This is a genomic window from Methanobrevibacter sp. (genome assembly GCF_017431965.1).
Taxonomy (GTDB): Archaea; Methanobacteriota; Methanobacteria; order Methanobacteriales; family Methanobacteriaceae; genus Methanocatella.
In genome coordinates, this window is record NZ_JAFRKB010000069.1 from 1 (window position 1) to 14,192 (window position 14,192).

Annotated in this window: 14 protein-coding genes and 1 tRNA gene; 7 read left to right on the top strand and 8 right to left on the bottom strand. The window is 37.4% G+C overall.

Annotation, left to right across the window (positions count from 1 at the left end; translation table 11 throughout):
* The 4 genes from IJI93_RS09955 to IJI93_RS09970 form a co-directional block, all read left to right on the top strand.
* A partial coding sequence (locus IJI93_RS09955; RefSeq protein WP_292822636.1) for a formylmethanofuran dehydrogenase subunit A occupies positions 1–1,399 on the top strand: 1,399 nt, incomplete at its 5' end.
* 2 nt (positions 1,400–1,401) lie between these two features.
* Complete coding sequence (locus IJI93_RS09960) at positions 1,402–2,277, top strand: formylmethanofuran dehydrogenase subunit C (RefSeq protein WP_292822638.1); 876 nt, start codon at positions 1,402–1,404, stop codon at positions 2,275–2,277.
* Positions 2,278–2,321: 44 nt separating this feature from the next.
* A complete protein-coding gene (locus IJI93_RS09965) occupies positions 2,322–2,612 on the top strand; it encodes a DUF2097 domain-containing protein (RefSeq protein WP_292822640.1) in 291 nt (96 codons plus the stop codon).
* Positions 2,613–2,737: 125 nt separating this feature from the next.
* Positions 2,738–3,028 (top strand): DUF2097 domain-containing protein, encoded by a 291-nt coding sequence (locus IJI93_RS09970; RefSeq protein ID WP_292822642.1) that lies wholly within the window; start codon positions 2,738–2,740, stop codon positions 3,026–3,028.
* On the opposite strand, the gene IJI93_RS09975 is transcribed toward IJI93_RS09970, so the two are convergent.
* The 5 genes from IJI93_RS09975 to IJI93_RS09995 form a co-directional block, all read right to left on the bottom strand.
* Positions 3,029–4,711 (bottom strand): DUF128 domain-containing protein, encoded by a 1,683-nt coding sequence (locus IJI93_RS09975; protein WP_292822643.1) that lies wholly within the window; start codon positions 4,709–4,711, stop codon positions 3,029–3,031.
* 74 nt (positions 4,712–4,785) lie between these two features.
* Positions 4,786–6,141, bottom strand: a complete 1,356-nt coding sequence (gene glnA / locus IJI93_RS09980; RefSeq protein ID WP_292822644.1) for a type I glutamate--ammonia ligase — start codon at positions 6,139–6,141, stop codon at positions 4,786–4,788.
* A gap of 258 nt (positions 6,142–6,399) precedes the next feature.
* On the bottom strand, positions 6,400–7,155 hold the full coding sequence (locus IJI93_RS09985; protein WP_292822646.1) for a HesA/MoeB/ThiF family protein: 756 nt from the start codon (positions 7,153–7,155) through the stop codon (positions 6,400–6,402).
* 9 nt (positions 7,156–7,164) lie between these two features.
* On the bottom strand, positions 7,165–8,331 hold the full coding sequence (locus IJI93_RS09990) for an aldo/keto reductase (protein WP_292822648.1): 1,167 nt from the start codon (positions 8,329–8,331) through the stop codon (positions 7,165–7,167).
* A gap of 116 nt (positions 8,332–8,447) precedes the next feature.
* Positions 8,448–8,557 (bottom strand) — tRNA-Met (locus IJI93_RS09995).
* A 146-nt stretch (positions 8,558–8,703) separates the two neighbouring features.
* Here IJI93_RS09995 and ahcY point away from each other — a divergent pair.
* From ahcY to IJI93_RS10010, 3 genes are all read left to right on the top strand, one after another.
* Positions 8,704–9,954, top strand: a complete 1,251-nt coding sequence (gene ahcY / locus IJI93_RS10000) for an adenosylhomocysteinase (RefSeq protein ID WP_292822650.1) — start codon at positions 8,704–8,706, stop codon at positions 9,952–9,954.
* A 24-nt stretch (positions 9,955–9,978) separates the two neighbouring features.
* Entirely contained in the window at positions 9,979–10,629 is a 651-nt protein-coding gene (locus tag IJI93_RS10005; protein ID WP_292822652.1) for a DUF2119 domain-containing protein, read from the top strand.
* 125 nt (positions 10,630–10,754) lie between these two features.
* Positions 10,755–11,207 (top strand): hypothetical protein, encoded by a 453-nt coding sequence (locus IJI93_RS10010; RefSeq protein ID WP_292822654.1) that lies wholly within the window; start codon positions 10,755–10,757, stop codon positions 11,205–11,207.
* A gap of 167 nt (positions 11,208–11,374) precedes the next feature.
* Here IJI93_RS10010 and fen read toward each other — a convergent pair whose 3' ends face one another.
* The 3 genes from fen to hacA are packed head-to-tail and all read right to left on the bottom strand — an operon-like array spanning position 11,375 to position 14,191.
* Positions 11,375–12,358, bottom strand: coding sequence for a flap endonuclease-1 (gene fen, locus IJI93_RS10015; protein ID WP_292822656.1), 984 nt, complete (start codon positions 12,356–12,358; stop codon positions 11,375–11,377).
* A 9-nt stretch (positions 12,359–12,367) separates the two neighbouring features.
* Positions 12,368–12,928, bottom strand: coding sequence for a chorismate lyase (locus IJI93_RS10020; RefSeq protein WP_292822658.1), 561 nt, complete (start codon positions 12,926–12,928; stop codon positions 12,368–12,370).
* A gap of 9 nt (positions 12,929–12,937) precedes the next feature.
* Positions 12,938–14,191, bottom strand: a complete 1,254-nt coding sequence (hacA, locus tag IJI93_RS10025) for a homoaconitase large subunit (RefSeq protein ID WP_292822660.1) — start codon at positions 14,189–14,191, stop codon at positions 12,938–12,940.
* Between the last annotated feature and the right edge of the window lies 1 nt (position 14,192).

Here is a 14,192-nt window from a genome sequence, read left to right on the forward strand (position 1 = left end):
CTCAAGATTAGGTTACGGTACTGTTGTAGAAGCAGCTATGCCTCCTCTTGAAGCAAAACACACTCACGAAGAAATTGCAACTATTCCACAATTAGATATCCCAGCATTACCATTATTCGGTAACAACTGGTTTGTAATGGAATATGCAAAAGATAATAATATTGAAGATATTGCAGCATTTATTGCAGCATGGTTAAAAATCTCCAAAGGTTACGGTGTAAAAATCGTAAACCCATGTGGAAGTGAAGCATGGGGATGGGGTATGAACGTACACGGTTTCAATGATAAAGCACCATACTTTGATGTAACTTCCAAAGAAGTTGTAATTGCTTTAGCAAAAGCTAACGAAATGTTAAACTTACCTCACTCTATTCACATTCACCCTAACGATTTAGGACACCCAGGTAACGTACCTACAACCTTAGAAACCATGGATGCTATGGACGGAATTAAAAAAGGTAAAGGTGCAGCTGAAATCAGGGACCAAGTCATGCACATGACTCACTTGCAATTCCACTCTTACTTAGGTAACAGCTGGAAAGATGTAACCTCCGGTGCTGAAGAAGTTGCTAAACATTTCAACAAGAAAGACAACATTACTTGTGATATAGGTCAAGTAACTTTCGATGAAACCACTACCATGACTGCAGATGCTCCTATGGAATACGACTTATTCAAATTATCCGGTCTTAAATGGACCAACAAAGATATTGAATGTGAAACTGCAGCAGGTATTATTCCATGTATTTACTCCAAAAGAAGTCCTGTTAGTACATTACAATGGGCTATCGGTCTTGAATTATTCTTGTTAATCGAAGACCCATGGAGAGTATGTTTAACTACTGACCACCCTAATGCAGGACCATTTACCAGATATCCTAGAATTATCTCCTGGTTGATGAGTAATGAGAAAAGACAAGACATGTGTGAAAATGAAGTTCACAAATGGGTTAACAAAAGAACTCTTCTCCCAACTCTTGAAAGAGAATATGATTTCTACGATATTGCAACTATTACAAGAGCTGCTCCTGCTAGAATCTACGGATTCACAGACAAAGGTGCTCTTACTCCTGGATACAGAGCAGACATTGCAGTATATGACATAAATCCTAATGAAATTGACCCATCTAAACAAGCTGATGAAATTGAAAAAGGTTTCAATGTTGCTGAATACACTATTAAAGATGGTCAAATCTTAGTAAAAGATAAAGAAATCGTAAAAGTTAAAGAAAGTCAAAACGTTTGGGTTAACGTTAAAGGATGGGAACAACAAGAACAAAAAGTCATCGACAATATCATGCCGTTCTTCACCCAATACTACTCAGTTAAATGGGAAAACTATCCAGTACACGACCACTACGTATCCAACCCAATCAGAATAGATGTTGATGGTAAATAGGGGTGTTTAATTTGAAAACTATTACATTTGATCAAATAAAAACTTCTTCAATCGCTTTAGAATTCGATGAATTAATTCCTGATGAAATTTATTCATGGACCGAAGCTGATTTCGCAAAATATCAAGTCCCAATCGGAAACTCAAGATTCCCAATTACTGATTTCTTCGACATTACTGTTGTTGGAGAAGCTAATGGACCTGATGAAGTTGAAATGATTCTCAACGGTGATTTAAACAGAGTAAAATACATCGGTTGTAAAATGAGTGGTGGAAACATTGTATGTAACAGTAGTGTAGATTTACACGTTGGTGCTGAAATGTCCGGTGGATCCATTCTCGTTAAAGGTGATGCAGCTGCTCACGCTGGAAGAGAAATGTCTGGAGGATACCTTGAAATTGAAGGAAACACCAAAGAGTTCACTGGTGCTTCCTACATCGGTGAATGGAGAGGTATGACCGGAGGACAAATTGTTGTCGGCGGTAACGCTGGTAAACAATGTGGTGAATGTTTAACTGGTGGTAGAATCCATGTTAAAGGTGACTGTGATATCTTAGCTGGTATTCACATGACCAAAGGTATCATTGAAATCGACGGTAACGTAAACCGTTGGCCTGGTGGACAAATGAAAAACGGTAACATTATCATCCACGGATTCCTTGGAAGATTACTCGAAGGATTTGTTCTCGATGGTATTGTTGTCGATCCTGAAGTTGACGGAACCACTTTCAAAGGTAAATACATTAAATATACTGGAGATATTGGTCTTAACGGTAAAGGTAATTTATACTTGGATGCTGAAGCAAACAAAGAAAAATTATCTTCATACGGAGAACTCGACGACGAATATACTTCAATTAGAGAATATAGGAATTTATAATTCCTACTTTCTTTTTTATTTTTTTAAAACAATAAGGCGATACTATGGTGGAAGAAATTGAAATGACCTTTGATGAAGCGGTTGAGTATGTTAGAAACAATGTTCATGTCAGGGATATTTTAGAGGTTTCCTATAATCGTATTTTTGCTCCTGGTGAAGTGCTAGGTATCACCGAGGAAGATGAAGAAACTGGCGAAGGTCTTAGAGTGTCAATGCAGTTAACTGGTGAAATATTAAATCAATCTGTAGAAATAGATTTTAAGAGAATTGAAGATGATTTGATAGAAATGCGCCATATTAGTGATGATAAAGATATTATCATTGAAATTCTATAAACTCTCTTTTTTTATATTAATTTTAATTCTGGGTTTTCAATACAAAAAAATTTTTGTTCGATAATATACAAACAAACTTTTATATATTAGAAAACATAATTATAGTTAATGCGGAGTTGATTAACATGAAAGAATTGGAGTTAACAACACAAGATGCTGTAAAATACTTAAAAGAAAATGTCAAAATCCATGACCTTTTAGAAATTTCTTATAATAGAATATTTGCAGAAGGAGAAGTTTTAAATGTTGATTTTTCAGAATATTTTGGAAAACCGGGATTTAAACTATTAGTTTCACTTGATGAAAGTGATTTGGGAGCTACAATTGAAATTGATGTTTATGAATTTGAAGAGGATATCATTGAATTTATCCACAAGCCTAAAAATGGAGAAGAGGTTTATGTGACTGTAATCTAATTACAGTCTGTCCATATCCTCAAACGGTATTAATTTTTCAATGGCTTTAACTTCAATGTCAATGCCTTTTTCTTTAATTGCACCTATTGAGTTAAGACCGCCACCAGTTATCACACCAAAATTATAATTGTCTACTTTTGAGTTGTATACCAGTTCTCTTGGCTTTCCGATTTTATAAATTGAAAATCCGATATTGTTTAATATATCCAACAGATGAAGTGCATAATCTCTGGAGATATATGGGATTTCTTTTACGCTGGCCAATATTTTGTTAGGTCCGATATCCCTGCTGATTGATGTCATGTTTTTGGATAAAAATATTTTGTGAGGATCTACAGTTGTGCCGTTGTAGGATATCAGTTCGATGAATAGTGGAGGTTCGCTCAGCTCAAGCAATCCGCCGTATTTCGGTGTGGACATTATTCCATTGTTTATTAAAAGCCCATCAATACTTAAGCTGCATATTGTAGCTATTCCTATTTTTTCCTCATCGGTCGGATGGTCCAGTAATTTGTAATAGGGATTGATGTATTTCGGATTGTTAGCGTAAGTTTCCTTCATTATATCTATTGATTCATCTAGCTCATTTTTAGAGATGTATGAAACATTAGCTATTATATTTCCTTTTCTTCTTTCAACATCAAAATTGACCTGTTGGATTAAATTCCATGATTTTGAAAGTAAAAATGGTATTTTTGCCCTTTTTTCATGTTTTACTTTTTCTAGGATTGGTGTAATTTTTGATGTAATTGGTGATAATGTTTTAAAGTCTTTTATTTCTTCAGCTATTTTTATGTCAATTTCCTGTCCGATTTCTTTTAGTGCACAGAATGGTGTTATTCCACCAATAATGGCCATTCCAATCATTCCGTCAGGTACTGGAACTCCCAATATGTCTTTTCCTTCTTCGGAAATGTCTATTACACCACCAATTCCAATTTTATTTAATTTTTCTAGGATGTCAATTGTTTTTTGTCTGCTGATGCCCGGCAGCAATCTAAAATTGGCAGGGACAATTCCACTGCCTTCGTTTATTACATCCAAAACGGAAGTTAATTTACTGTTTGCAAAGGCATCTAAAGGTGTCAGTGATGTTTTTTTGTATGAGATTACTTCTGTGAATTCAGTTGGCCTTGAATCTTCGATTTTTAATAGACCGCCATGTTGGAGCTGTGATGGTATTCCTTCATTTAGAAGTATCCCATCGATTGTTGTTCCGCATAATGTTGTAACTTCGATTTCATCCTTGTTTCCAACTCTGTTTAAATTAACGTAAGGGCTAACAGAAAGACCACTTTCAAAAATATTTTTCATTATATTGATTGATTCTTCATTATAAATGGTGGAGGTATTGACAACCACATTTCCACTTTGGTTGATATAGTTAAAGTCAGTTAAATAAATCATTTCTTCAAATTTTGAGTGGATGAAGTCAACCTGGTCATAGATTAATCCTTTCTCTAATTTTTCAAGACCCAGCTCAGTGATTTGTCTTCCGGAGTATCCCACCCTTTTGGTGTAACCCTTATCATCAAGAATTTGCATGTGATATCTGACAGCACGTTCTCCAAGATTAAAGCCTTTGTTTTTCAGTTCATCAGCTATTACTTTAGAACCTATTGGCTTATCTTGCACACTCAGTATTCTCAGTATTTCAATCATTCTGTGTTCGGATTCTGACATAAAAAGCTCCTTTTAGGTAAACTTTGTTGCAATTAGTGTAATATCATTTAAAAAAATAAAAAATAATATTTAGATTAGATATCTAAATATTTTCTTTGTTCGTATCCGAATACTTGGACACGGTATTCGTCCCATTCTTTGTATTTGAGTTCTAGGAATTTTTGACTGATGTGGTCTCCTAAAGCGCCCAATATGAGTGGATCTTCTTCAAGGGAATGGTAAGCTTCCCATAAACTGGTTGGAAGAACTTTAATGCCTAATGCTTCCCTTTCTTCTTCGCTCATGCTGTAAATGTCAGCTTCAATCGGTTCTCCAGGGTCAATTTTGTTAACGATACCGTCAACACCTGCTTCCAACATCACAGCAAATGCCAAGTATGGGTTACATGCTGGGTCTGGAGACCTGTATTCAATACGTGTAGCTTTTCCACGAGCTGCAGGAACTCTGATTAAAGCGGATCTGTTTTTAAGACCGTAAGCTCTGTACACTGGAGCTTCATAACCAGGCACTAAACGTTTGTATGAGTTAACGATTGGGTTTGTAATTGCTGTTACAGCTGGAGCGTGTGCAAGTAATCCTCCCATAAAGTAGAGTGCATCTTTTGATAGACCAGTTTCTGAATCAGGATCAGAGAATAAGTTTTTATCACCTTTAAATATGGATTGGTGACAATGCATACCACTTCCGTTCACGCCGAAGAACGGTTTTGGCATAAAGGTCACGCGGTAGTCCATCTGATCGAAAGTTGCCATGTTGTCTACAATAGCTTTGATAGCCTGTTTGAATGTGATTACTGCATCGGCAGTTTTCAAAGCGTCTTTGAATTTAAATGCGATTTCATTTTGACCCGGTGCCACTTCGTGGTGAGAAGCTTCCACTTCAAAGTCCAATTCTTCAAGGTTTAATGTCAATTCTCTTCTGAAATCAGGTCCTTTGTCAAGAGGTTCCACGTCAAAGTATCCTGCATCGTCGTATGGCATAGGATACCCATTTTCATCAATGTCTACAATAAAGAACTCTGGTTCAGGACCGATGTTGTATTGCAATCCCATTTTTGCGATTTTTGCAAGGGATTTTTTCAATATGCTTCTTGGGTCTCCAACAAAAGGTTCCTTTTCAGGAGTCCATACATCACAAATGAATCTACATACTGCGGATTCCTCAGGTCTCCATGATAATCTGGAATAAGTATTAATATCTGGTTTCAATACCAGGTCACTTTCATTTATTCCAACGAATCCTTCAATAGATGATCCGTCAAATAACATACCTTCATTGAATAATTCTTCAGTATCTTCTTCGTTAAATGGAATAACGATGTTTTTTACACTACCGTTTATATCAACAAATTGCAGACGGATAAATTTGATGTTATCCTCTTTCATTTGTTCTATTACTTGTTGCATTTTTTCTTCACTAATATCGCTCATCAAATCAGCTCCAATATTCCATGAATATTGAGTTTTATAAAAAGAAATCGGAAAGTATTTTCCTACCTTGGAAATATTTTTCCATATCCTTGTATATAAATATTTTTAAGAAATAGTTATATAATTGTATTATGTCATTTTTAATATATTAATGTATAAGTTTAATTTTTTTTAGTAGAAATTATAATATAAATTTTAAATTTTCATATTATTTTGTTCAACCTATAATAAAAAAAGAATAAAAATTTGATTTCATGTTTAAATTTCAAGCATGTTAAATGAACTCAAATCCAATAAATCAAAACTTAACATTTTAGGGGCAACAGTAACTTTTCCAACACCTGTAATGATTTTAAAAGCTTCAATGGCTTCAAGACATCCGATTAAGTTTGGAGTAGGTCCAATAACTGGGGGAACGCCTGAAGTAACATTTTTCAGGGCATTGACGGTTTCTTCATCTAGCTCTTTTCCCACTGATGGGAGGTTAAACATCTCTTCGTATGTTTTGTCGCTGTTTGAAAGGAATACTGTAACTTGTCCCAATGTTCCGTGGATTGCACCATGGATGAATGGAATTTTCTTTTCTTTTGCAACTCTTGAAGCGATTACTCTTGTTAAAACATTGTCAAGAGCATCAATAACGATATTGGAATCGCCAATTATTTTTTCAATGTTTGTCTCATCGACATGTTCGCTGAAGCTTGTTACCTTAACGTAAGGGTTGATTAATCTGACTTTATCGGCTGCAACAGCACTTTTGTCATGGCCTATGTCTGAGATTGTTGCAAGGGTTTGTCTGTTGAGATTGGATAAGTCAAATGCATCCTCATCAACTAAAACAAGTTCTCCAATCCCCATTCTTGCAAGCATTTCAATGGTCTGGCCGCCGATTCCACCGCATCCTATAACAGTGATTTTAGCATTTTTAAATTTTTCCTGCTCGCTTCTTGTTACAATACTCATTTGTCTTGATGCAATTTCCCAATATCCATCTCCAATATGTCTTGTTGGCATTTTTTCACCTTAAAAATGGTCATAGTCACTTCCAAAGTACTCATGAACTTTCACCAGCTCTTCAGGTATGTTTAACATCTGGGTGCAGAACGGTATGCATTCCATACACTGAACACAGCTGTCTGCTCTGGAGTCGTCATCAATTAATGTAAAATACTGCATTGCACTGGCTTTAGGATTGTTCAACATGTGTGCAATGTTGTATTCAGTCAGGCAATTGATGATGTCTACTCCATGAGGGCAAGGCATGCAGTAGCCGCATCGGGTGCAGCTGTTTCCTAGAAATGTCCTGTATTCCCTTGCAACTTCCCTAATGACTTCCTGGTCATGGTCATTAATCTTGTCAATGGTTGAAGCAATTTCAATGTTCTGTTTTACCTGTTCAAGGGAGTTCATTCCGCTTAAGACACAATCAACGTCATCTCTGTTCCACAGGTATTGGAAAGCCCATTCAACAGGATTTCTTTTTACATCAGCAGTATTCCATATCTCCTGAACGGACGGAGGTATGTTTTCTACAAGCCTTCCTCCTCTGAGAGGCTCCATAACCATGCTTCCAACATTCACTTCCTTCAGATAATCCAGACCCATAACCCCTGACTGGTAATATTCGTCAAGGTAGTTCATTTGAGTCAGGACAACTTCCCATTTCGGATATTCATCAATGATTTCAATCAGGTAATCCACTTCGATATGTGATGAAAATCCAACGTGACCTACCTTTCCGCTTGAAAGGCAGTCGTCTAAAAAGTCTAAAACATTCAAATCGTTTACTTTATTCCAATCGGGAACGGTAAGTGAATGGAGCAGGTAAATATCTATATAATCAGTTTGGAGTTTTTTGAGCTGTTCATCTAGGTAGAAGTCAAAGTCACTTTTCTTTTCGATTGCCCATGATGGTGATTTTGTTGAGATTAAAACATCATCCCTGTAGTTGTTTTCCTTTAAAAATTGACCTAAAAATATTTCGCTGTTTCCGCTGCCTTCCAGAGTCTTGCTGTGGTAGGGATAAGCGGTATCTATTAGATTTATTCCATTTTCAATTCCATAGGTTAACATTTTAGATGCTTCATCTTCTATAATCTGATCATTAGAACCCTTTGTTGGAAGTCTCATTGTTCCAAAACCTAATCTTGAAACTTCTAAACCGGTTTTTCCAAGTGTATTATATAACATTTCAAATCCTCAGTTACTTAACAATGATATTTTTGTTAATTGAATATAAAATAATTATGATTTGAAAAATGATTTTTAAAAAAAGTAGTTAAGATGGAAATTCCTGGGATTTAGGATGCCGGGGGCGGGATTCGAACCCGCGATCTCACGGTATCCCAGGAATAAGTCAGAGCACTGCTTTAATACCCTATGAGCCGTGCGCTCTAACCAGCTGAGCCACCCCGGCATCTAACAATTATATATTATTTTATCATAACATTTAAAGTTTTTGTTTTTTGGTTATTTTTTTTACTTTTTTTTAAAAAAAACATTAAATATAAAAACCCCTAATATAAAATACTTTATTATAATAACTTTTATGCTGTGATTTTTATGAGTAAAGTTAAAGATATGTCATTAGCTCCTGAAGGAGTAAGAAAAATTGAATGGGTTCAAAAACATATGCCTGTTTTGGAATCCATCAAAAAAGAATATGAAGAAACCCAACCATTCAAAGGAATTACCATCGGGTCATGTTTACACTTAGAACCTAAAACAATCAACTTAGGTTTGACTTTAATGGCAGGTGGAGCAGAAGTCGCAATGACCGGATGCAACCCATTATCCACACATGACGATGCAGTTGCAGGTGCAGCTGATCTCGGTTTAAACGTTTACGGTTGGAGAGAACAAGATGATGAAGAATACTACCAAACCATTAACATGGTGCTTGACCACAAGCCGGACATAATCATCGACGACGGAGCAGACATGATTATGGTGCTTCACAATGAAAGAACAGAATTATTAAGCCACATCAAAGGGGCTTGTGAAGAAACCACAACCGGTGTACACAGACTTCAAGCAATGCATGCTGACGGAGCATTAAAGTTCCCGGTAATTGCTGTAAACGACGCATACACCAAATATCTATTTGACAACAGATACGGAACCGGTCAATCAAGTTTCGATGCAATCATGGGAACTACCAACATGGTAATTGCAGGTAAAACCGTTGTTGTATGTGGATACGGCTGGTGCGGTCGTGGATTAGCATTAAGAGCAGCAGGTTTAGGTGCAGATGTAATCGTAACTGAAGTAGATCCAATCAGAGCACTCGAAGCAAGAATGGATGGATACAGAGTAATGACAATTCGTGAAGCTGTAAAACAAGCTGACTTGATTATCACTGTAACAGGTAACGCTGACATTATTTGCGGCGATGACTTCAAATACATGAAAGACGGATGTATGCTTGCAAACTCCGGTCACTTCAATGTTGAAATCAACAGACCAGATTTAGAAGCTATTTCAACCAACGTTAGTGAAGTGCGTGAAAGTATCGAAGAGTTCACAACCAAAGACGGACGTAAAATCTATTTGCTTGCTGACGGCCGTTTAGTAAACTTATCTGCAGCACGCGGACAAGGACACCCTGCAGAAATCATGGACATGAGTTTTGCTGTACAGGCACTATCTGCAAAACACATCCTAGAAAACGATTTACCAGTTGGCGTAACCAAAGCACCTGATGAAATCGACTACAATGTGGCTTCCATGAAATTGGATGCTATGGGCATTGAAATCGATTCTCTAACAGATAAACAAAAGGCTTACATGGCAAACTGGCAAGAAGGAACATAATTTTCCTTCAAAATTTCTTTTTTTATGTCATATTTCAGATATATTGACAATGGTGATGGACCAACCAAACTGTTCATTGGCGGAGTTCATGGAAATGAGGGCCATACTTCCATAAAATTCATCAAGAGAATTAAGGAAGAGGACTTGTCTGCCGGACAGTTCTATTTTTACAATTTTGATAAAACACCATACATATCAACTATTCAAAAGGAATACTACAAGTCAGATTTAGGTCAAAAGATTTTGGGTCTGATTGAATACTTTGAGCCGGATTTCTACACGGAACTTCACTGTTATGATCTTAAAAATTACGATAAGCTGACTTCTATGGAGAGGTATGAACGCACGGGCATTCCGCCGCTGATCAAATTGGGAAATCATGTTCTGGTATCATCAGTTTCCCCGTTAATCAGGATGACCTATTTTTCAACCGAAACGGTTTGTAAAACATTGGAGTTTCCATGTGTTGAAAAACTGAATCCGGAAGCCGTTGAAAAGTATGGATTTGATAAGGATTCGGCCATTGAAACTTATGAAAAACTGCTTAAGCTAATTTTAATATCTCCTTCAAGAGAGCATTTCGAATCTGAAATGATGAAGAGATATAAAGACCAAGTTGACTTGGCCATCAAATATGCAAAAAAGGTTTTCGGTGAGGATTTTCCTCCTTATTGATTGAAAACCGCAATAATCAGGATTCTATTTTTAGCATCTGCTGCAAAAAGATTGATATATAGGGCTAAAACAGAAATAACATTAACAAGCATTGGTGCAATATATTAAATTAAGGGGTGTTTGACATGAATAACAAATGGGCTATTCCACTCGTTATAATATTTGCAGTATTGTTCGTATTGGTTGTTGCATATATTGACGATAATCCGGATGCAATTGACCATTCCGGTGAAAGGATGTCATTCAATGTTTCTTCAGGCTCTTCTGACTTGACTAAGGTTATCAAAAATATCAAAACTCTACCCTATTATGAAGGATATGATGAGGGAACTGTAGACTGGATGGAATCCCTGGGCAATAAGCAGGTTGTCTTTGGAGATGATGCGATTGTCATAATGGACGGTTTTGAAGCCATGAAAATTCCTTATGATGTGGATGTAACGGACGCATATGTTTATAATTATTTCACTGCAAATGTGGTTGAAAATCATGGCCTGGGCGTAGAGCATACAACGGTATACTATGTAAAAAACATCAAGTTCACCGGCCAGGAAATTGTTGGCAATGGATTGGCATGATTTATCTTAAAATAAGTGTTAACTAAAGCCAATGATTCCTTAAAGGGTGGTGAGGAATCATCGACCTGACCCAAATTCGTGTTTTATCTAAATGGGTTTGTGGTGGTGATTGCAGATATAATCTGGGTCAATTAAAATGTTAGTCTATTTAATTATTTAAATCTTTTTTAAAACCATGCATCAAGGCTTCCTTGTGAGGAACTTAGATTTTTAAGCTTGTCTGATGCCTTAATAACGCGGTCTTCGGAAAATCCGTGTTCATAGCATAAAAATTCTATAATCTTGTCCTGCTTTGGCTTTTCCCATTTAATCTTATAATCGGTATTTACATTGTGGTTTAGGAAAATGTCTCGAACCTCATCCAAATCATGGTCAGATTCCTTTTGAAGTTCAGCTATTTTTTCTTTCAGCTGCCCTTTTTTAGCCAATTTCAAGGCAGTTTTGGCACCTACACCTTTAAGGCCATCGCAAAAATCAGTTCCAATTAATATTCCCATATCCACTAACTCTTCGCGGGTTATATCCAGTTGCCTTAAGACCTTGTCCAGCTCATAGAATTCAAGGTTTCCAAGGTTTGAACTGACAGCCAGGTTTCGAACAACCCTTTTGGCACCAAACAGAAGGCAGTCATAATCCTGGGAAGCTACTGCATATGCGTCTCCTTTTGAAACCAGATATGCTGCCTGCGCTTCACCTTCTCCTTTGGCCTCCACATAGGGAATTCCCATTAATGTCAATAACTTTTTGGATGATTCAATGATTTCAGCAGACAATTTTGATGATCTCATTGCATATTTTCGGGCCTTTTCGGTGTCTCCTTCGGCCAGCGCCTTTTTAAATATTTTTTCAGATTCTTCCCTTATTTCTCTTCTTTTTGCTTGGGTTTCACTTTTAAGCTCAGGTGCGGTTCCATCAAAAATATAAATAGGTTTAATGTCCTTTTCAATCATAGATGAGTTTCTGTATAATATTCCGCTTAAGTGTGATGTGACATTACCGTTTTCATCGGTTAGAGGTCTTCCGTCCCTTTGGCGGATTGTTGATAGGAATTGGTATAGAGTGTTAAATGCATCTATTGAAACGCTCCTTCCTTCCAAATCCTTGAAGCTGATGGTCTTCGGTTCTACAATATCCTTTAATTTAACACCCATTTCATCACCTTATACTTCGGTAAAGTGGCTTATTGGAAATACTTCCTTAATCCACATTAAAATCTCGTCATTGTTGATGATAACATAATCACGAGCCAACATCTCTTCATCGGTGCCGAATATCTCTTTTAGCTTTTCATTCGGCTCTTCAATGTAGATATGCCTTATTTCCCTTCTTGATTCAATATCATAGTTTTTCAATATTCTGCCGATTGGGATGTCTGCCCTAATCAGGTCTGAACAGATATTGTCGTTGCATCTTGACAGCGGAATGTGGGATATTGCATATATTAGCGGTTTGTCGCCCTTGTGCATTATGACTTCCCTGAAGTTGATTTGCTCGCCTACGGGGACATTGACCAATTTCGCATGTTCTGCATCGGCATTTTCGAAGTGCTGGTCGATGGTGGTTAGGGTAATTTTACCGTACAGCACATCCAATATGGCTGTAATGGAACCGTCGGTAGTTAGAAGGATTTTTTGAGTATTTGAAAATGTTTTGTTGTTTTCCTTTTCCACATCGTTTATCTTGTCAATCAGCGCTTTGTTTGCTTCGTTTTTGTCTGTCATTTTAATCAGCTATAAGTCTTTTGGATTTGTGATTGTGCCTGCAATCGCTGAGGCCGCAACCACTTTTGAGTTTGATAAGTATACTGAAGATGCAGGATCTCCCATTCTTCCCTTGAAGTTCCTGTTTGTAGTTGAGATACAAACCTCTCCTTCGGACAATACTCCCATATGTCCTCCAAGGCATGGTCCGCATCCCGGATTGCATATGATGGCTCCCGCATCAATGAATGTTTCGATATATCCTTCATGCATTGCCTGTCTGTAGATTTCACGGGAAGCAGGAAGTATCAGCAATCTTGTGTCATCATTAATTTTTTTGCCTTTCAGGATTTCTGCAGCATCCCTTAAATCGGAAAGCCTTCCGTTTGTACATGAACCGATTAGGCATTGGTCAACTGCTGTGCCTTCAACCTTTGAGATGTCCTTCACATTGTCCACATCGTTTGGACATGCAATTTGAGGTTCCAGATCAGTAATGTCAAAGTGCATTTCCTTTTCATAGACAGCATTGCTGTCTGAAGTTACAATATTCAGTTGTGATTCTCTTTTGCCTGTTTTTTGGCAGATATAGTCAATAACTTCTCTATTAGGTTCCATTATTCCATTTTTGGCACCCATCTCAATTGCCATATTGCACATGGTTGCCCTACCTTCGACTCCCATTGCCTCAATTGTCGGACCGCAGAACTCGGCGGTTTTGTATGTTGCACCGGCGATTCCGACTTCTCCGATGATGTTTAAAATCAAATCCTTTGGCGCTATATATTGGTTGAATTCGCCTTCAATTTCCATTCTGATGGCTTGAGGAACCATGAACCAGGTTTTTCCAGTTGCCCAAACCATTGCAAGGTCAGTTGCCCCCATACCTGTGGAAAATGCTCCAAATGCGCCGTATGTGCATGTGTGTGAATCTGCACCTACAACGACCATTCCAGGCTCAACCAATCCCATTTCAGGAACAACCTGGTGGCAGATTCCTTCACCGTGTATGAAGTTTTTGGTAATGTTTTGCGCTTTAATGAATTCACGGCAAACCTTTTGAAACTCGGCAGATCCGATTGTATTTGCAGGGACGTTGTGGTCAAAGATAATGGCAATCTTATCAGGGTCCCAGATTTTGTCCGCCAGCTTTTCGAATGTTTTGATTGCAGGCGGGGAGGTTCCGTCATGAGACATTGCAAGGTCAACCGGAATTTCGATTATTTCTCCGGGACTTACCTCATGGCCTGCTTTTTTAGAAAGAATTTTTTCAGTAATATTCATA

Bases quoted from the DNA above. Each gene is read 5' to 3' on its own strand.
- IJI93_RS09965 (WP_292822640.1), top strand. From the start codon at position 2,322: ATGGTGGAAGAAATTGAAATGACCTTTGATGAAGCGGTTGAGTATGTT.
- IJI93_RS09970 (WP_292822642.1), top strand. From the start codon at position 2,738: ATGAAAGAATTGGAGTTAACAACACAAGATGCTGTAAAATACTTAAAA.
- IJI93_RS09975 (WP_292822643.1), bottom strand. From the start codon at position 4,711: ATGTCAGAATCCGAACACAGAATGATTGAAATACTGAGAATACTGAGT.
- glnA (WP_292822644.1), bottom strand. From the start codon at position 6,141: ATGAGCGATATTAGTGAAGAAAAAATGCAACAAGTAATAGAACAAATG.
- IJI93_RS09985 (WP_292822646.1), bottom strand. From the start codon at position 7,155: ATGCCAACAAGACATATTGGAGATGGATATTGGGAAATTGCATCAAGA.
- IJI93_RS09990 (WP_292822648.1), bottom strand. From the start codon at position 8,331: ATGTTATATAATACACTTGGAAAAACCGGTTTAGAAGTTTCAAGATTA.
- ahcY (WP_292822650.1), top strand. From the start codon at position 8,704: ATGAGTAAAGTTAAAGATATGTCATTAGCTCCTGAAGGAGTAAGAAAA.
- IJI93_RS10005 (WP_292822652.1), top strand. From the start codon at position 9,979: ATGTCATATTTCAGATATATTGACAATGGTGATGGACCAACCAAACTG.
- IJI93_RS10010 (WP_292822654.1), top strand. From the start codon at position 10,755: ATGAATAACAAATGGGCTATTCCACTCGTTATAATATTTGCAGTATTG.
- fen (WP_292822656.1), bottom strand. From the start codon at position 12,358: ATGGGTGTTAAATTAAAGGATATTGTAGAACCGAAGACCATCAGCTTC.
- IJI93_RS10020 (WP_292822658.1), bottom strand. From the start codon at position 12,928: ATGACAGACAAAAACGAAGCAAACAAAGCGCTGATTGACAAGATAAAC.
- hacA (WP_292822660.1), bottom strand. From the start codon at position 14,191: ATGAATATTACTGAAAAAATTCTTTCTAAAAAAGCAGGCCATGAGGTA.